Annotated in this window: 17 protein-coding genes; 12 read left to right on the forward strand and 5 right to left on the reverse strand. The window is 72.0% G+C overall.

Annotated elements, in window-relative coordinates; all coding sequences use genetic code 11:
* Positions 1-11 precede the first annotated feature (11 nt).
* From QWZ14_RS09170 to soxA, 10 genes are all read left to right on the forward strand, one after another.
* Complete coding sequence (locus QWZ14_RS09170; protein ID WP_290316332.1) at positions 12-1,520, forward strand: alkaline phosphatase family protein; 1,509 nt, start codon at positions 12-14, stop codon at positions 1,518-1,520.
* Positions 1,513-2,094, forward strand: a complete 582-nt coding sequence (locus QWZ14_RS09175; RefSeq protein WP_290316333.1) for a cupin domain-containing protein — start codon at positions 1,513-1,515, stop codon at positions 2,092-2,094. The genes QWZ14_RS09170 and QWZ14_RS09175 overlap by 8 nt, the downstream gene beginning before the upstream one ends.
* A 91-nt stretch (positions 2,095-2,185) precedes the next feature.
* Positions 2,186-2,662, forward strand: coding sequence for a (2Fe-2S)-binding protein (locus tag QWZ14_RS09180; RefSeq protein ID WP_290316334.1), 477 nt, complete (start codon positions 2,186-2,188; stop codon positions 2,660-2,662).
* A gap of 13 nt (positions 2,663-2,675) precedes the next feature.
* The gene (locus tag QWZ14_RS09185) at positions 2,676-4,853 is read left to right on the forward strand and encodes a xanthine dehydrogenase family protein molybdopterin-binding subunit (protein ID WP_290316335.1); all 2,178 of its coding nucleotides are present in this window, start codon (positions 2,676-2,678) and stop codon (positions 4,851-4,853) included.
* A 176-nt stretch (positions 4,854-5,029) separates the two neighbouring features.
* Complete coding sequence (locus QWZ14_RS09190; protein ID WP_290316432.1) at positions 5,030-5,251, forward strand: c-type cytochrome; 222 nt, start codon at positions 5,030-5,032, stop codon at positions 5,249-5,251.
* On the forward strand, positions 5,248-6,483 hold the full coding sequence (locus QWZ14_RS09195; RefSeq protein ID WP_290316336.1) for an NAD(P)/FAD-dependent oxidoreductase: 1,236 nt from the start codon (positions 5,248-5,250) through the stop codon (positions 6,481-6,483). Before QWZ14_RS09190 ends, QWZ14_RS09195 begins: the two co-directional genes overlap by 4 nt.
* Positions 6,476-6,883 carry a sulfur oxidation c-type cytochrome SoxX gene (gene soxX / locus QWZ14_RS09200; RefSeq protein ID WP_290316337.1) on the forward strand — a complete coding sequence of 136 codons (408 nt, stop codon included), beginning with the start codon at positions 6,476-6,478 and terminating at the stop codon, positions 6,881-6,883. The genes QWZ14_RS09195 and soxX overlap by 8 nt, the downstream gene beginning before the upstream one ends.
* Entirely contained in the window at positions 6,849-7,313 is a 465-nt protein-coding gene (locus QWZ14_RS09205) for a SoxY-related AACIE arm protein (protein WP_290316338.1), read from the forward strand. Before soxX ends, QWZ14_RS09205 begins: the two co-directional genes overlap by 35 nt.
* A gap of 3 nt (positions 7,314-7,316) precedes the next feature.
* Complete coding sequence (locus tag QWZ14_RS09210; RefSeq protein WP_290316339.1) at positions 7,317-7,637, forward strand: thiosulfate oxidation carrier complex protein SoxZ; 321 nt, start codon at positions 7,317-7,319, stop codon at positions 7,635-7,637.
* A 10-nt stretch (positions 7,638-7,647) separates the two neighbouring features.
* Positions 7,648-8,388 carry a sulfur oxidation c-type cytochrome SoxA gene (gene soxA, locus QWZ14_RS09215; RefSeq protein WP_290316340.1) on the forward strand — a complete coding sequence of 247 codons (741 nt, stop codon included), beginning with the start codon at positions 7,648-7,650 and terminating at the stop codon, positions 8,386-8,388.
* A gap of 22 nt (positions 8,389-8,410) precedes the next feature.
* Here the strand turns inward: soxA and QWZ14_RS09220 are convergent, their stop codons facing one another.
* The 4 genes from QWZ14_RS09220 to QWZ14_RS09235 form a co-directional block, all read right to left on the reverse strand.
* Entirely contained in the window at positions 8,411-9,670 is a 1,260-nt protein-coding gene (locus QWZ14_RS09220; RefSeq protein ID WP_290316341.1) for an Hsp70 family protein, read from the reverse strand.
* Positions 9,671-9,761: 91 nt separating this feature from the next.
* Positions 9,762-10,724, reverse strand: coding sequence for a Bug family tripartite tricarboxylate transporter substrate binding protein (locus QWZ14_RS09225; RefSeq protein ID WP_290316342.1), 963 nt, complete (start codon positions 10,722-10,724; stop codon positions 9,762-9,764).
* 61 nt (positions 10,725-10,785) lie between these two features.
* Positions 10,786-12,411 (reverse strand): flavin-containing monooxygenase, encoded by a 1,626-nt coding sequence (locus tag QWZ14_RS09230; protein WP_290316343.1) that lies wholly within the window; start codon positions 12,409-12,411, stop codon positions 10,786-10,788.
* A 27-nt stretch (positions 12,412-12,438) separates the two neighbouring features.
* Positions 12,439-12,588: a hypothetical protein gene (locus QWZ14_RS09235; RefSeq protein WP_290316344.1), complete on the reverse strand. Its 150-nt coding sequence runs from the start codon at positions 12,586-12,588 to the stop codon at positions 12,439-12,441.
* A 108-nt stretch (positions 12,589-12,696) separates the two neighbouring features.
* On the opposite strand from QWZ14_RS09235, the gene QWZ14_RS09240 reads away from it, so the two are divergent.
* Positions 12,697-13,527, forward strand: a complete 831-nt coding sequence (locus tag QWZ14_RS09240; RefSeq protein WP_290316345.1) for an alpha/beta hydrolase — start codon at positions 12,697-12,699, stop codon at positions 13,525-13,527.
* 279 nt (positions 13,528-13,806) lie between these two features.
* Positions 13,807-15,447 (forward strand): flavin-containing monooxygenase, encoded by a 1,641-nt coding sequence (locus QWZ14_RS09245; RefSeq protein WP_290316346.1) that lies wholly within the window; start codon positions 13,807-13,809, stop codon positions 15,445-15,447.
* Between the two features lie 46 nt (positions 15,448-15,493).
* Here the strand turns inward: QWZ14_RS09245 and QWZ14_RS09250 are convergent, their stop codons facing one another.
* On the reverse strand, positions 15,494-16,456 hold the full coding sequence (locus tag QWZ14_RS09250; RefSeq protein ID WP_290316348.1) for a Bug family tripartite tricarboxylate transporter substrate binding protein: 963 nt from the start codon (positions 16,454-16,456) through the stop codon (positions 15,494-15,496).
* Positions 16,457-16,469: the final 13 nt, after the last annotated feature.

The raw sequence follows: 16,469 nt of genomic DNA on the forward strand, positions 1-16,469 counted from the left end.
GTCCAACACGCATGGTCAGGAACGTGCTGCTCATCATCGCCGACCAGTGGCGGGGGGATTGCCTCGGGGCGCTGGGGCATCCGGCGGTGCGAACGCCGAACCTGGACGCGCTGGCGGCGGAAGCGACGGTCTTCACCCGGCACTTCGGCCAGAGCGCGCCCTGCGGGCCGGCGCGGGCCTCGATGCTGACCGGGCTCTACGTGATGAACCACCGGGTGGTGGCGAACGGCGTGCCGCTGGATGCGCGGCATCCGAACCTGGCGCTGGAGCTGCGCCGGGCCGGGCTCGACCCGAACCTGGTCGGCTATACCACGACCGCCCCCGACCCGCGCGGCACCACCGCCGCCGACCCGCGCTTCCGCGTCTGGGGCGACGTGCAGGAGGGCTGGCGGGTCTTCGCCCATTTCGACGAGGTGGAATTCCACAACTACTTCGCCTGGGCCGCGGCCAAGGGCATCGCCCTGCCGGCGGATCCCATGGCGCTGCTCGGGCCGGAGGGCACGCCGGGGCCCAGCGCCGCGCCGATGCGCATGCCGGCCTGGGCCTCGGACACCGCCTGGGCGGCGGAGAAGGCCATCGAATTCCTCCGCACCACCCGGCGCGACCGGCCCTGGGTGCTGCATGCCGGCTTCTTCCGGCCGCACCCGCCCTTCGCCGCCGCGGCGCCCTGGCACGAGGCGGTGGCGGTGGACCGGATCCCGGCGCCGCTGGGCGATGCGGCGGAGGCCGAGCAGCATCCGCTGCTGCGGCATTGGCTCGGCAGCCAGAAGCGGTCCAGCTTCTACCAGGGCGCGACCGGCACGGTGCAGCCGCTTGCCGCCGAGGAGGTGCGGGCGACGCGGCAGGCCTATTACGGGCTGATCGCCGAGGTCGACGACGCAATCGGCCGGGTGCTGACGGCGCTGCGGGAGACCGGGCAGGCCGAGGAGACGCTGGTCATCGTCACCGCCGACCACGGCGAGCAACTCGGCGACCATGGGCTGCTCGGCAAGCTCGGCTGGTTCGACCAGAGCTACCACCTGCCGCTGATCATCCGCGATCCGGCGGCGCCGGGCCCACGCCGGGTCGCGGCCTTCACCGAGGCGGTGGACCTGATGCCGACCATCCTGGACCGGGTCGGCGCCCCGGTCCCCCGCGCCTGCGACGGCGTCTCCCTGGCGCCCTGGCTGCGCGGGGAGACGCCGGCGGCCTGGCGCGACGCGGTGCATTTCGAATACGACCTGCGGGGCGGCTGGCCCGACCCGCGCCGGCCGCCCTTCGGCCTGGACGTCGATGCGGCGGCGATGGCGGCGATCCGGACCGAGCGGTTCAAGTATGTGCATTTCACCGGCCTGCCGCCGGTGCTCTACGACCTGGCGGCCGACCCCGGCGAGAGCCGCAACTTGGCCGCCGCGCCGGCCGCGGCCGGGCTGCTGAGCGAGGCGCGGAACCGCATGCTGTCCTGGCGGCTGCGCCATGCCGACCGGACGCTGACCCACCTGTGTGCGACGCCGGAGGGGCTGGTCGACCGCCGTGGTTGACACCATCCGCCGCGGGATTAGCGTCCTCGCCAACAACCACCAGGAGGCCAGGCCGATGGGCATGACGCTCGAGCAATTCGCCGCCCAGTGCAAGACCGCGCTGACGGCCCACCCCGGGACCGAAGGCCGCGTCGCCGTGACCGAGCTGGTCCAGGAAATCCTGAAGGACAAGGATTTCGTCGAGACATACATCCCGGCCGGCGGGCCGGAGCGGCATGTGCTCTACGAGGACCCCGATCTCGGCTTCACCATCCTGGCGCATGCCTATGAGGGCGCCAAGAACAGCAAGCCGCACGACCACGGGCCGGCCTGGGCGATCTATGGCCAGGCGACCGGCGAAACCATCATGACCGACTACGACTGCCTGGCCCGCCCGACCGAGGATGCCCCGGGCAAGGCGCGGCCGACCCGCGACTACTCGCTGCAGCCGGGCGATGCCTACCTGTACGAGCCGGGCGTGCTGCATTCCCCGCGCCGCGACGGCTCGACCCGCCTGCTGCGGATCGAGGGGCTGAACATGGATCGGGTGAAGCGGCAGCCCTATGTCGCGGTGAACGAGGCCGTGGGCGCCTGATATTGGCCTGTCACGTCATCGATTGTAACTTGTTGGACCGTCGCCACCTCCCTCACTAAGCTGGCTGCAAAGCCGAGTGTGGGGGTGTGGGATGGCCAAGCTCAACGTCAACGGACGCGTCGTCGAGGTCCAGGCCGAGGACGACACGCCGCTGCTCTGGGTGATCCGGGAGCAGCTGGGCATGACCGGGACGAAATACGGCTGCGGCGTCGCGCAATGCGGCGCCTGCACCGTGCACCTGGACGGCGTGGCGACGCGGTCCTGCGCCCTGCCCCTCTCGGCGGTGACCGAGGCGCAGAAGATCGTCACCATCGAGGGCCTCTCGCCCAACAACGACCACCCCCTGCAGAAGGCCTGGGTGGCGCTGGACGTGCCGCAATGCGGCTACTGCCAGTCCGGCATGCTGATGGCCGCGGCCGCGCTGCTGGCGGAGAACCCGAAGCCCTCCGAGGCGGATATCCGCGGCACCGTCACCAACATCTGCCGCTGCGGCACCTACAACCGGGTGCTCGCCGGCATCCAGCAGGCGGCCGGCACCAATGCCACCTCCCCTGGCGCGCGCGGCTGAGGGGGCACCGATCATGAACGCCATCGCCAAGCTCTCCCGCCGCGGCTTCCTTAGCGTCTCGGCCGTGGCCGGCGCCTTCACCCTCGGCATCCGCGCGCCCATGGCCCAAGGCCAGAACATTGCGGCCGCCGGTGCCGCCACGCCCGAGGTCAATGCCTGGGTCGTCATCAAGCCGGACGACACCGTCGTCATCCGCATCGCCCGCTCCGAGATGGGCCAGGGCACGCTGACCGGCCTCGCTCAGCTCGTCGCCGAGGAGCTGGACTGCGACTGGGCCAAGGTCACCACCGAATACCCGACGCCGGGGCAGAACCTCGCCCGCAGCCGGGTCTGGGGCGATTTCTCGACCGGCGGCAGCCGCGGCATCCGGGAATCCAACGAATATGTCCGCAAGGGCGGCGCCGCCGCGCGGATGATGCTGGTGCAGGCCGCGGCCACCGGCTGGAATGTCCCGGTCAGTGAGTGCAAGGCGGCCGCCTCGGTCGTCACCCATCAGCCCTCCGGCCGGACCATGCGCTACGGCCAGCTGGCCGAGGCCGCGGCGAAGCTGACGCCGCCGACCGACATCCCGCTGCGCAACCCGGCGGAATGGCACCTGGCCGGTAAGCCGGTGCCGCGGCTCGATACGATCGCCAAGACCAACGGCAGCCAGGTCTACGGCATCGACCTGACCATGCCGGGGATGCTGAATGCCTCGATCCGGGACTGCCCGGTCTTCGGCGGCAAGGTGAAGTCCTTCGATGCCGCCGCCGCCCTGGCGCGGCCGGGCGTGAGGAAGGTGGTGCAGGTCGGCGACAGCGCCCTCGCCGTCGTCGCCGAGACCTGGTGGCAGGCGAACTCCGCCCTCGATGCGCTCTCGATCGTCTGGGACGAGGGGCCGAATGCCTCGCTGTCCTCGGAGACCATCGCGGCCATGCTGACCGAGGGGCTGGGTGCCGCCGAGGCCTTCATCGGCAACAAGGCGGGCGATGCCAGGGCAGCGCTCGGCCGCGCCGCCAAGACGGTGGAGGCGGTCTACAACTTCCCCTTCCAGAACCACGCCACCATGGAGCCGATGAACGCCACGGCGATCTGGAAGGCCGACCGCTGCGAGGTCTGGTGCCCGACCCAGAACGGCGAGGCCTCGCTCGCCGCCTGCGCCGAGGCCGCCGGCCTGCGGCCGCAGCAATGCGAGGTGCACAAGGTGCATCTCGGCGGCGGCTTCGGCCGGCGCGGCTGGCAGGACTACGTCCGCCAGGCCGTGGCCATCGCCAAGGAAATGCCGGGCACGCCGGTGAAGCTGGTGTGGTCGCGCGAGGAGGACATGCTGCATGGCCGCTACCACCCGATCACCGCCTGCAAGCTGACCGCTGGGCTGGATGCCGAAGGCAGGCTCGAGGCGCTGCACATGCGCATCTCCGGCCAGTCCATCATCGCCGGCATCGCGCCGCAGATGCTGCAGGGCGGCGTCGACAGCCGGGTCTTCCAGGGCCTGGCGCAGGGTGGCGCGGAGGGCGCCTTCGGCTATGGCATCCCGAACCTGCTGATCGACCACGCCATGCGCAACACCCATGTGCCGCCGGGCTTCTGGCGCGGGGTGAACGTTAACCAGAACGCCGTCTACCTCGAGTGCTTCATCGACGAGGTGGCACTCGCCGCCGGCAAGGACCCGCTGGAGTTCCGCCGCGCCATGCTGCGGGGGGCGCCGAAGCACCTCGCGGTGCTGAACGCGGTCGCCGAGAAGGGCGGCTGGGGCACTCCGGCGCCGGCCGGGCGGCACCGCGGGCTGGCGGCGATCATGGGCTATGGCAGCTATGTCGCCGCCTGCGCCGAGGTCTCGGTCGCGGCGGATGGCGAGGTGACGGTGCACCGCATCGTCGCCGCCACCGACCCGGGCCATGCGGTGAACCCGCAGCAGATCGCGGCGCAGATCGAGGGCAGCTTCGCCTATGGCCTGACCGCGGCGCTGCATGGCGAGATCACCATCAAGGGCGGCCGGGTCGAGCAGGAGAATTTCGACACCTACCCGATGATGCGGCTGGCCGAGATGCCGGCGGTCGAGAGCATCGTCATGCCCTCCGGCGGCTTCTGGGGCGGGGTCGGTGAGCCGACGATCGCCGTGGCGGCGCCGGCGGTGCTGAACGCGGTCTTCGCGGCGACGGGCAAGCGGGTGCGGTCCTTGCCGCTGAAGGCGGCGGATCTGAAGACGTGAGGAAGGAAGGTTGGGGGGCGCGGCACTGCCGCGACGGTATTCTCCCCAAACCCCTCATCCATTTTTGTTCTGTTTTTAAAAAGAACAGAAAGGAAGGGTGGGGTTGGACGCATGCTTCCAACGGGAGGGAATACTTTTCCCTCCCTGACCTTGCCTTGCTTTCCTTTTTGATCGCTGTGCCAGCCGCAGCGTCGCCCCCTGGCGCTTCCTCCTGCGCCGGCTGCCACGGTGGCGGCGCCCTGCCGGCGCTGGCGGGCCAGCCTGCCGAGGCGGTAACGGCGGCAATGCTGGCCTATCAGGCCGGCGAGCGCGCCCCGACCGTGATGGACCGCATCGCCCGCGGCTTCACCGAGGCGGAAATCCGGGCCATCGCCGCCTGGGTCTCGGCACCGCCATGAAGCGGCGTGCCCTGCTCGCCGCCTCGCTGCTGGCCGCGCCGGCGCTGGCCCAGGCGGCGCCGAAGCTGGTGGTCATCGGCGGTGGCTTCGGCGGGGCGACAGCGGCGCGGGCGCTGCATCGGGCCGGGCTGGCGGTGACGCTGGTGGAACCGGCGGAGGTCTATGTCTCCTGCCCCTTCAGCAATGCCGTCATCGCCGGGCTGCGGGAGATGGACCAGCAGCGCTTCGGCTATGCCGGGCTGCGCCGCGACGGCATCGCGGTGGTGCATCAGGCGGCGACCGCGGTGGATGCGGCGGCGCGACGGGTGACCCTCGCCGATGGGACGGTGCTGCCCTACGACCGGCTGGTCATGGCGCCGGGGATCGACCTGCGGTTCGACGCGCTGCCGGGCTACGACCAGGCCGCGACCGAGGCCATGCCGCATGCCTGGAAGGCCGGCGCCCAGACCCTGCTGCTGCGCCGCCAACTCGAGGCGATGGAGGATGGCAGGCTGGTGGTGATGGCGGTGCCCGCCAACCCCTTTCGCTGCCCGCCCGGCCCCTATGAGCGCGCCAGCCTGATCGCGCATTACCTGAAGACGCATAAGCCACGCTCCAAGCTGATGGTGCTGGATGCGAAGGATGTCTTCTCCAAGCAGAAGCTCTTCGAGCAGGCCTGGGCGGCGCTTTATCCCGAACTGCTGGAATACGTCCCGCTCTCGGCCGGCGGCAAGGTGACCGAGGTCGATGTCGCGGGCCGGGTGCTGCGGACGGAGTTCGGCGACCATGAGGCGGCGGTGGCCAATGTCATCCCGCCGCAGCGGGCCGGGCGCATCGCCGCACTCGCGGGGGTGGCGGATCGCAGCGGCTGGTGCCCGGTCGATCCCGTCAGCTTCGAATCGACGCTGCGCCCCGGCATCCATGTGATCGGCGATGCGATCATCGCCGGGGCCATGCCGAAATCCGCCTTCGCCGCCAATGCCCAGGCGCGGGTCTGTGCCGAGGCGGTGGCGGGACTGCTGCGGGGCGAGGCGCCGGCGGCGCCGAAGCTGATCAACACCTGCTACAGCATCGTCGCGCCGGACTATGGCATCTCCATCGCCGGGGTCTACCAGCCCGCGAACGGGCTGCTGACGGATGTGCCGGGCGCCGGCGGCACCAGCCCGCTGGAGGCCCCGGCCAGCACCCGCCGCGCCGAGGCCGGCTATGCCGAGGGCTGGTACCGCACCATCACGGCGGACGTGTTTGGCTAGGTGGCCCTGGGTCCTGCTCCTGCTGGCCGGCGGCGCCGCGGCGCAGGAGGACAGCCTGCCCTCGCTCACCGGCACGCCGGGGGATGCGGTGCGCGGCCGGGCCATCGTCACCACGCGGCAGCGCGGGCTCTGCCTGCTCTGCCATTCGGGGCCCTTCCCGGAGGAGCGCTTCCAGGGCGACCTGGCGCCGGGCCTCGCCGGGGCCGGGTCCCGGCTGAGCGAGGGCCAGCTGCGGCTGCGGCTGGTCGATGGCCGGCGGTTGAACCCGCAGACCATCATGCCTTCCTATTACCGCAGCGAGGGCCTGCACCAGGTCGGCCCGGCCTGGCAGGGCCGCACCATACTCACCGCCGAGGAGATCGAGGATGTCGTCGCGTTTCTCCTCACCCTGCGTGATTAGCCGGCGCAGCCTGACCGGCGGGCTGCTGGCAGTGGCGCTGGTGTGGCCGGTGCGGGCCGCCGAGCGGGAGGGCCTGCAGCAGGTCATCCTCGGCTTCACCGGCGGGGCGCGGCCGCGCCCGGGGCGGGTCACGCTCGACATCCCCTCGCTGGTCGAGAACGGCAATACCGTGCCGGTCACCATCGCGGTCGAGAGCCCGATGAGCGAGGCCGATCATGTCCGCGGCATTGCCCTCTTCAACGAGAAGAACCCGCAGCCCCATGTCGTCACCGCCCGCTTCGGGCCACGTTCCGGCCGCGCCCGGCTGGCGACGCGCATCCGGCTCGCCACCTCGCAGACCCTGGTCGCGGTGGCGGAGATGAGCGACGGGACCTACTGGTCCGACAGCGCCGAGGTCATCGTGACCCTCGCCGCCTGCGTCGAGTTCTGAGCCATGGCCCGCACCCTGATCAACCTGCCGCGCAACCCGAAGCGGGGCGAAGTCATCGAGATCCGCACGCTGATCCAGCACGGGATGGAGACCGGCTACCGCCCCGGCCCGAACGGCGTGACCCAGCAGCGCGACATCATCCGCAGCTTCACCTGCCTGTTCAACAACGAGGAGGTCTTCCGCGCCGAGCTGCACCAGGCGATCGCCGCCAACCCCTTCCTCGAATTCTCCATGCTGGTGACCGAGAGCGGCATCCTCGCCTTCACCTGGAGCGGCGACAACGGCTTCGAGCAGACCGAGACCCGGGCGCTGACGGTGGCATGAGGGTTGGGGCATGAGGCGCGCCGCGCTGGCGCTGCTGCTGGCGCCCCTGATTGCACTGGCCGCGGCGGCGCAGCCGCAATCCGGCTTCGAGCTGATGGCGCCGGAAACCCAGGCGATGCAGCGGGACGATACCGCCAACCCCGGCATGCTCTGGGTCCAGGAGGGCGAGGCGCTGTGGCAGCAATCCGGCTGCGCCGGCTGCCATGGCGATGCCGCCGCCAGCATGCGCGGCGCCGCCGCCCGCTACCCCGTGTACGATGAAGCGCGGGCCGGGCCGATCGACCTCGCCGGACGGATCAACCAATGCCGGGTGGAACGCCAGGGCGCGCCGGCCCTGGCGCTGGAGGGCGAGCCGCTGCTGGCGCTGGGCAGCTTCGTCGCCCACCAGTCGCGCGGCCTGCCGGTCGCGCCGCCCGCGGACCCGCGCCTGGCCCCGGCCCGGGCGCAGGGCGAGGCGCTGTTCCGCGAACGCCGCGGCCAGCTCAACCTCAGCTGCGCCCAATGCCACGACGACAACGCGGGACGGCGGCTGGCGGGCAGCCCGATCCCGCAGGGGCACCCCAACGGCTATCCGCTCTATCGGCTGGAATGGCAGGGCATGGGGTCGCTGCAGCGCCGGCTGCGCAACTGCATGGCCGGCGTGCGGTCCGAGCCCTTCGCCTATGGCGCGCCGGAGTATATCGCCATCGAGACCTTCCTGATGTCCCGCGCCGCCGGCCTGTTGCTGGAGACGCCCGCCGTCCGGCCCTGAGGCCGTGGCGGAGGGTGCCGTCCTAGCCCCCGCGGGCGCGGCCGATCAGCGCCAGGCCTTCCGCGACGGAGACGAACTCGCCGCCGCCGGCCAGCTTGGCGGCGCCGAAGCGCTCCTCGAACAGCCGCCGCACCGCCGGGACCAGCGAGGTGCCGCCGGTGAGGAAGACCCGGTCCACCCGCTCGGGCGGCAGGCCGGCCTCGGCCAGGGCCTCATCCACCGCGGTGCCGAGCTTCGCCAGGTCCGGCGCGATCCAGGATTCGAAATCCGCGCGGTCGATGGCGGCCTCGACGCGGAAGCCCTCGTGGCGGAATTCCAGCGTGGCGCGGGGCGCCCGCGACAGCGCGGCCTTCACGCCGGAGACGGCGCGGTACAGGGAATAGCCGGCCTCCTCCTCGATCAGGCCGATCAGGTGGCGCAGCCGCTCCGGATGGTCGGCGGTGCGGGCGACCTCGGCGATGTCGCTGAGGATGCGCGGGGCGCGCATCAGCGACAGCCGGTGCCAGCGGGCGAAGCCGGTGAACCAGGCGGGCGGGATCGGCAGCGGCTTGCCCATCACCGTATAATTGTCGTTCTTGCCGAGCAGGGGCGAGACCACGCGGTCGATGATCCGGTAGTCGAAATTGTCGCCGGCGATGCCGACGCCGGCATGGCCGAGGGCGGTGACGCCATGGGCGGCGCCGGGCTCGAAGCGCAGCACCGAGAAATCGCTGGTGCCGCCGCCGAAGTCGCCGACCAGGACGGTGGCGGCACCGTCCAGCGTGCTGGCGAAGCGGTAGCCGGCGGCCTCGGGCTCCAGGGCGAAGCCGATCTCCGGCCAGCCGGCCCGGGCATAGGCGGCGCGCAGCCGGGTCTCGGCCAGGGCGTCATCCGGCGCATCCCCGGCGAAGCGGACCGGGCGGCCGGCGACGAGGCGGGCGCCGGCCAGCGCCGCGGCGCCGTCCCCGAACAGGTCCCGCAGCAGCAGGGCGATGAGCGCCTCGAGGTTGAAGGACCGGCCGAAGATGCGGGTCTCGCCGAAGGAGCGCTGCGCCAGGTAGGATTTCATCGACATGATGAGGCGGCTGGCCAGCGGGTCCTCGAGATAGGCATCGATCGCCAGCGGCCCGCCGGCATGCCGGACGGCGCCCCGCTCGGCCGCCCAGAAGCAGAGCACCGAGCGGAAGACGTCGAACTCGGCCTGGCCGACGGCGAAGCGGGCGGTCTCGACCCGGCCATCCGGCTGCAGGATGGCCACCACGCTGTTGGTGGTGCCGAAGTCGACACCGATGACCGCTGCCATGAAAGCTACCCGCGCCGCGAAGGGGCGGCGGGTTAGACCCGAAGCGGGGCTGCGGGGCAAGGGGGCCGTGCCGCGTCGGGCCGGCCCAGGTTCATTCCGGGCGGATGCCGGCACCGCTGAGGACCGGGCCCAGCCGGGCGATGTCCTCGCGGAAGAAGCGGGTCACCTGCTCCGGCGTCGCCACCTCGGGCACCGGCTGCAGGCCGATCCCGGCGAGGCGGGCGGCGCCGCGCCGCGCCGCCTCGGTGAAGAGGGCATTGAGCCGGGCGACGCGCGCCGCCGGGGTGCGGGCCGGCGCGAGGACGGCGATCCAGGCCTCGGCCCGGAAGGCCGGCAGGCCGGCCTCGGCCGCGGTCGGCACCTCCGGCAGGATCGGGCTGCGAGTTGCGGCGCCGATGACCAGCGCCCGCACCGTGCCGTTGCGGATATGCGGCGCCGAGGAGGCCACCGGGTCGATCATCATGCTGGTCTCGCCGGTGATGACCGATTGCATCGCCGGCCCGCCGCCGCGATAGGGCACGTGCAGCATCTCGGTCCCGGTCGCGGCGAGGAAGTTGATGCTGCCGAGGTGGATGGCGCTGCCGATGCCGCCGCTGGCATAGGCGTACTTGCCCGGGTTTGCCTGCAGCAGGGCGATGAAGCCGCGCAGGTCCGGCGCCGGCAGCGCCGCCGTCACCACGACCACCTGCGGCAGGGTGCCGGCCAGGAAGACGCCGGTGAAGTCGCCGGCGGGGTCGAAGGGCAGCCGCGCCATGAGCGACGGCACGATCGCATGGGAATTGGAGGTGACCAGCAGGGTATGGCCATCCGGCTCGGCCTTGGCCGCGGCCTCGGTGCCGACGACGATGCCGGCGCCGGTCCGGTTCTCCACCAGCACCGGGGTGCCGAGCAGGTTGCCCAGGGCCTCCGCCAGCACCCGCGCGGTGACATCCGTGCTGCCGCCGGCGGCGAAGGGGACGATGACCCGCAGCTGGCGATCCGGGAAGGGCTGCGCGGCGGCAGGGCTCGGCAGCGCCAGGCAGACCAGCGCGGCGAGCAGGTGGCGGACGGGCATGGGCGTTTCCTCGGCGATGGTTCGCCGCAGTATGGCTCAGGCCGGCGCCCCCGCTACGGCCTCAGTCGCTCAGCACGAAGCCTTCGTAGCCCTTCTCGGTGACCGCGTCGCAGATGGCGCGGTAGCGCGCCATGCCGCCGGCGTAGGGCATGAAGACCCGCGGCTTGCCCGGCACGTTGGCGCCGAGGTACCAGGAATGGTGCGCCTGCGGCAGCAGCGTCACGTTGGCGGCCTCGTTCACCTTGGCGACCCACTCCGCCATCGCCGCCTCGGTGGTCTCCACCCGCGCCAGCCCCCGGTCGCGCAGATGCGCGATGCAGCCGGTGATCCACTCGGCATGCTGCTCGATGGCGACCGGCATGTTGCAGAGCACCGAGGGGCTGCCCGGCCCGGTGATAGTGAAGAGGTTGGGGAAGCCGGCCACCTGCAGCCCGAGGTAGTTGCGCGGCCCGGCCTCCCAGGCCTTGGCCAGCGGCTGGCCGCCGCGGCCCAGGATGTTCAGCTTCAGCAGCGGGCCGGTCATCGCATCGTAGCCGGTGGCGAAGACGATGATGTCGAGCGGGTATTCCGCATCCTTGGTCCGCAGGCCGGTCGGGGTGATGGCCTCGATCGGCGCCGCCCGCACGTTCACCAGCGAGACGTTGTCGCGGTTGAAGGTGGCGAAGTAGTCGGTGTCGATCGGCGGGCGCTTGGCGGCATAGGGATGGTCGATATCGGCCAGCAGCGCCGCGGTCGCCGGGTCCTTCACGATGGCGCGGATCTTGGCCTTCAGGAACTCGGCCGCGGTGTCGTTCACCGACTTGTCCAGCAGCATGTCGCGGAAGACGCCGCGGAACTGCAGGCCGCCCTTGGCCCAGGCGGCCTCGTACAGCGCCTGGCGCTGCTCCGGCGTCACCTCATGGCCCGAGCGGTCCTCGATGAAGAAGGCCTGGCCATTGGTGTTGGTATGCATGATCCGGCGGATCTCGGCGTGGTTCTCCTTCACCCAGGCCTTGAATTCCGGCGTCAGCGGCGCGTTGTGCGCCGGCACGCTGTAATTCGCGGTGCGCTGGAAGACGGTGAGGTGCGCCGCCGTTTGGGCGATGACCGGCGTCGCCTGGATGCCGGTGGAGCCGGTGCCGATCAGCCCGACGCGCTTGCCGGTGAAATCCACCCCCTCCTGCGGCCATTGGCCGGTGTGGTACCACTGGCCCTGGAAGCTCTCGAGGCCGGGGAATTTCGGCACGTTGGCGGTGGAGAGGCAGCCGACGGCGGTGATGAGGAATTGCGCGGTCAGCGTCTCGCCGGCCTCGGTCGTCACCGACCAGCGGTTGGCCGCCTCGTCGTAGCGCGCGCCGACCACGCGGGTGCCGAAGCGGATGTCCTTCCGGAGGTCGAAGCGGTCGGCCACGTGGTCGAGGTAGCGGCGGATCTCCGCGTGGTCGGGGTAGCGCTCGGACCATTCCCACTCCTCGAACAGCTCCTTCGAGAAGGTGTAGTTGTAGGCGTGGCTCTCGGAATCGCAGCGGGCCCCGGGGTAGCGGTTCCAGTACCAGGTGCCGCCCACGCCGTCCCCGGCCTCGAGCACCTGGACCTTCAGGCCCAGCCGGTCGCGCAGGCAGAGCAGCTGGTAAAGCCCGGCGAAGCCGGCGCCGACGATGAGCGCGTCGAGGTCACGGCCGGCGGGGGCGGGGGTCATGTCGGGCATGGCAGCCAATCCTTCTCGGGACGATGATCAGGCCGGCGGGCGGCGTGGCACGGCCGGCAGGCAGCCGCCGGACGTGCCGGGCGCCTGGCCATCCCGGCGCCAGGTGGCCCCGGTGCCGCCGCAGCCGGTGGCATCCGCCTCGCGGACAGAGCGCCGCAGGCCCCGGAGCCGTTCCATCCCATGCCCGCCCTTGCGGTTCGTGCCGGGATGGTATCCGCCGGGTGGTGCTTGGCAAGGGCGGCCGGCGGGCGGCCAGGCTGGCCGCACGCACGGAGGAATGCCGCCATGAGCCTGAACCGCGACGTCGCCGAGGTCCTCAAGGTCATCCATGCCCCGGACCGGCCGGCCTGGGACACGCTGAGCCCGGAGGGGGCGCGGGCCTCCTACATGGCCGGGCGGGCCGCCACCGCGCCGGAGCCGATGCCGGTGGCCGAGGTGCGGGACCTCTCGATCCCCGGACCGGGCGGGCCGATCCCGCTGCGGCTCTACCGGCCCGCCGCGGCGCCGGCCTCGGGCAGCCCGGCGCTGGCCTTCTTCCACGGCGGCGGCTGGGTGCTGGGCAACCTCAACTCGCATGACGGCGTCTGCCGGCACCTGGCGGCGCGGGCCGGCTGCGTCGTGCTGGCGGTGGACTACCGCCTGGCGCCGGAGCACAAATTCCCCGCCGCCCTGGAGGATGCCTTCACCGCGACGCGATGGCTCGCCGCCGAGGCCGCCGGGCTGGGGGTGGACCCGGCCAGGATCGCGGTGGGCGGGGACAGCGCCGGGGGGAACCTGGCGGCCTCGGTCTGCCTGCTGGCGCGGGAGGCGGGCGGCCCGGCCATCGCCTTCCAGCTGCTGCTGTACCCGGCCACCGACTTCGCGATGGATACGCCCTCCCACGCCGACTTCGGGGAGGGCCACCTGCTGACCCGCGCCAGCATGGCCTGGTTCCGCGACCACTACCTGAACCATGCGGGGGAGGTCGCGGACTGGCGCGCCTCCCCCTTGCTGGCGGCCTCGGTCGCGGGGCTGCCGCCGGCCTATGTCCTCACCGCCAGCCATGACCCACTGCGCGACGAGGGCGAGGCCTATGCGCGGCGGCTGGTCGAGGCGGGCATCCCGGTCACGCTCTGACGGGCGCCGGGGCTGATCCATGGCTTCCTGCCCATGGGCAAGGCCATCGCCGCCTCCGGCCCGGCGCTGGACCGGCTGGCGGCGGCGCTGCAGGCGGGGCTGGCCCGGCCGGAGCCGGCCGGGCCGCCGCAATAGGCGCCGGGGCAGGCGGGCTTTGCATCCCCTGTCCCTCCGCGGATACCCTCGCCGCCCGTCCAGGCGCCCCCGCGGTCCCGGCCCGGCATGCCTGCGCCCGCAGCGCCCGATGGTCCGGCACCGCGCAAGAAGGAACGAGATCACATGGCCGAAGCACCCCAGGCAGTGGCAGCCGCCGCACCCGACCCGAGGCTGGACTACGACGCCGTCATCATCGGGGCGGGCATGTCCGGCATGTACCAGCTGCTCCGCCTGCGGGAGCTCGGGCTGCGGGTCCTGGTGCTGGAGGCCGGCTCCGGCGTCGGCGGCACCTGGTACTGGAACCGCTACCCCGGCGCGCGCTTCGATTCCGAGAGCTATTCCTACGGCTATTCCTTCTCCCGCGACCTACTGCAGGAATGGAGCTGGTCCGAGCATTTCGCCCCGCAGGCGGAGACGCTGCGCTACCTCAACCACGTCGCCGACAAATTCGAGCTGCGGCGGGACATGCGCTTCCACAGCCGGGTCGCCGCGGCGCATTACCGGGAGGAGGAGCGCGCCTGGGAGGTGACCCTCGAGGATGGCGCCCGGTACCGCTCCCGCTTCCTGGTCACCGCCGTCGGGCCGCTGTCGGCGCCGACCCTGCCGCGCATCGAGGGCATCGGGGATTTCCGCGGCCAGGCCTTCCACACCTCCCGCTGGCCGCACGAGCCGGTGGACTTCGCCGGCAAGCGGGTGGCGGTGATCGGCACCGGCGCCACCGGCGTGCAGACCATCCAGGAGGTGGCGAAGACCGCGGGGCAGCTGACCATCTTCCAGCGCACGCCGAACTGGTGCGCGCCGCTGCACAACCGGCCGATCACCGCCGAGGAGCAGCGCGCCATCAAGGCCAACTACCCCGCCATGTTCCAGCGCTGCCAGGAGACCTTCTCCTGCTTCCTGCATACGCCCGACCCCCGCGGCACCTTCGAGGTGACGCCGGAGGAGCGCGAGGCCTTCCTCGAGAAGCTGTACGGCGAGCCGGGCTTCGGCATCTGGGTCGGCAATTTCCGCGACTACCTGGTGGACCCGGCCGCCAATGCCGTGGTCTCCGACTTCGTCGCCCGCAAGATCCGCCAGCGGGTGAAAGACCCGGCGGTGGCCGAGAAGCTGATCCCGAAGAACCACGGCTTCGGCACCCGCCGCGTGCCGATGGAGACCCGCTACTACGAGGTCTACAACCAGCCGAACGTCCGGCTCGTGGACCTCCAGGACACCCCGATCGAGCGGATCACGCCGCAAGGCATCCGCACCCGCGAGGCCGAGTTCGAGTTCGACATCATCGTCTATGCCACCGGCTTCGACGCCATCACCGGCAGCTTCGACCGCATCGATATCCGCGGTACGGAAGGGCGGCGGCTGAAGGACGCATGGGCGCAGGGCCCGCAGACCTTCCTCGGCGTGCAGGTCGAGGGCTTCCCCAACATGTTCATGCTGATGGGGCCGCACACCGCGTTGGGCAACATCCCCCGCAGCATCGAATACAACGTGGACTGGGTGACCGGCCTGATCCGCACCATGCGGGACCGGGGCCTGACCCGGGCCGACGCCACGGCCGCCGCGGTGGCGGCCTGGACCGAGCACGTGAAGGCGATGGGCGCCGGGCTGCTCTCGAACGAGGTCAATTCCTGGTTCACCGGCTACAACAGCAACGTCGAGGGCAAGCAGACCCGCGTCATCGCCCGCTACAGCGGCAGCGCCCCGGACTACCGCGCCTGGTGCGACGCGGTGGCGGCGAAGGGCTACCGGGAGATCGCGTTGAGCTGAGGGGCCGCAGTCCGGGCCGCGCGGCCGGTGCGCCGTCTGCGGCGCGTCAGTCCGCGCGGATGCCGGTCTGCTCCACGATCTGCCGCACCACCGGCCGCTCCCGTCGGATGCGGGCGGCGAAGGCGGCGGCGCTCTCGGTCACCGCCTCGTTCCCGGTGAGCGCCAGCCGCTGCCGGGTCTCGGCATCGCCGGTCGCATGGGCCAGCGCGGCTTCCAGCCGGGCCAGCACCGGGGCCGGCGTGCCGGACGGCGCGAAGAGCCCGTTCCAGCTGGTGATATCGAAGCCGGGAAAGCCGCTTTCGGCGATGGTGGGCAGGCCGGACAGGCTGCCGCGCCGCTCCGCGCTGGTCAGCGCGATGCCGCGGATCCGGCCGTCCTGCACGAGCGGGCCGAAGGTATTGGCGGTGCCGATGGCCGCGTCAATGCTGCCGGCCGCCAGGTCCCGCGCCGATTCCGCGCCGCCCCGGTAGGGCACGTGCTCCAGCCTGATTCCCGCCCGGCTCTCGAGCAGTGCCCCGGCGAGGTGGCCCGGCGTGCCGATCCCCGGGGTGCCGTAGCTGACGCCTGGATGCGCCCTGGCATGGGCGACGAAGCCGGCGAGATCGCTGGCCGGGAAGTCCTTCCGCACCACCAGCACGTAGGGCAGCGCCACTGCCTGGCCGACCGGGGCGAAGGCGGTCTCGTAGCTGAAGGTCAGGCCCTTCACGATGAAGGGCACCACCAGGAAGGCGAAGCTCTCGAACAGCAGCGTGTAGCCATCGGGCGGCGCCTGCGCGACGACGCCGGCGCCGATCGAGCCGCCGGCCCCGGTGCGGTTCTCGATCACCAGGGGCTGGCCGAGGAACTCGGACATCTTCGGCGCCAGCAGGCGGATGACGGTGTCGGACTGCCCGCCCGCGGCATAGGGCGCGACGATGCGGATGGGGCGGTCGGGGAAGGCCTGCGCGGCGGCGCGGCCGGCCAGCAGCGTGCCCCCCAGCGCCGCCAAGGTGGCGCGGCGTCCCGGCATGATGGTTTCCTCC

The organism is Paeniroseomonas aquatica, assembly GCF_030409335.1.
GTDB lineage: Bacteria > Pseudomonadota > Alphaproteobacteria > Acetobacterales > Acetobacteraceae > Belnapia > Belnapia aquatica.

Excerpts from the sequence above, each read along its gene's own strand:
- QWZ14_RS09225 (WP_290316342.1), bottom strand. The coding sequence starts at position 10,724 with ATGCCCGTCCGCCACCTGCTCGCCGCGCTGGTCTGCCTGGCGCTGCCG.
- QWZ14_RS09230 (WP_290316343.1), bottom strand. The coding sequence starts at position 12,411 with ATGCCCGACATGACCCCCGCCCCCGCCGGCCGTGACCTCGACGCGCTC.
- QWZ14_RS09170 (WP_290316332.1), top strand. The coding sequence starts at position 12 with ATGGTCAGGAACGTGCTGCTCATCATCGCCGACCAGTGGCGGGGGGAT.
- QWZ14_RS09185 (WP_290316335.1), top strand. The coding sequence starts at position 2,676 with ATGAACGCCATCGCCAAGCTCTCCCGCCGCGGCTTCCTTAGCGTCTCG.
- QWZ14_RS09220 (WP_290316341.1), bottom strand. The coding sequence starts at position 9,670 with ATGGCAGCGGTCATCGGTGTCGACTTCGGCACCACCAACAGCGTGGTG.
- QWZ14_RS09245 (WP_290316346.1), top strand. The coding sequence starts at position 13,807 with ATGGCCGAAGCACCCCAGGCAGTGGCAGCCGCCGCACCCGACCCGAGG.
- QWZ14_RS09240 (WP_290316345.1), top strand. The coding sequence starts at position 12,697 with ATGAGCCTGAACCGCGACGTCGCCGAGGTCCTCAAGGTCATCCATGCC.
- QWZ14_RS09195 (WP_290316336.1), top strand. The coding sequence starts at position 5,248 with ATGAAGCGGCGTGCCCTGCTCGCCGCCTCGCTGCTGGCCGCGCCGGCG.
- QWZ14_RS09235 (WP_290316344.1), bottom strand. The coding sequence starts at position 12,588 with ATGGAACGGCTCCGGGGCCTGCGGCGCTCTGTCCGCGAGGCGGATGCC.
- QWZ14_RS09205 (WP_290316338.1), top strand. The coding sequence starts at position 6,849 with ATGTCGTCGCGTTTCTCCTCACCCTGCGTGATTAGCCGGCGCAGCCTG.
- QWZ14_RS09210 (WP_290316339.1), top strand. The coding sequence starts at position 7,317 with ATGGCCCGCACCCTGATCAACCTGCCGCGCAACCCGAAGCGGGGCGAA.
- QWZ14_RS09180 (WP_290316334.1), top strand. The coding sequence starts at position 2,186 with ATGGCCAAGCTCAACGTCAACGGACGCGTCGTCGAGGTCCAGGCCGAG.
- soxA (WP_290316340.1), top strand. The coding sequence starts at position 7,648 with ATGAGGCGCGCCGCGCTGGCGCTGCTGCTGGCGCCCCTGATTGCACTG.
- QWZ14_RS09250 (WP_290316348.1), bottom strand. The coding sequence starts at position 16,456 with ATGCCGGGACGCCGCGCCACCTTGGCGGCGCTGGGGGGCACGCTGCTG.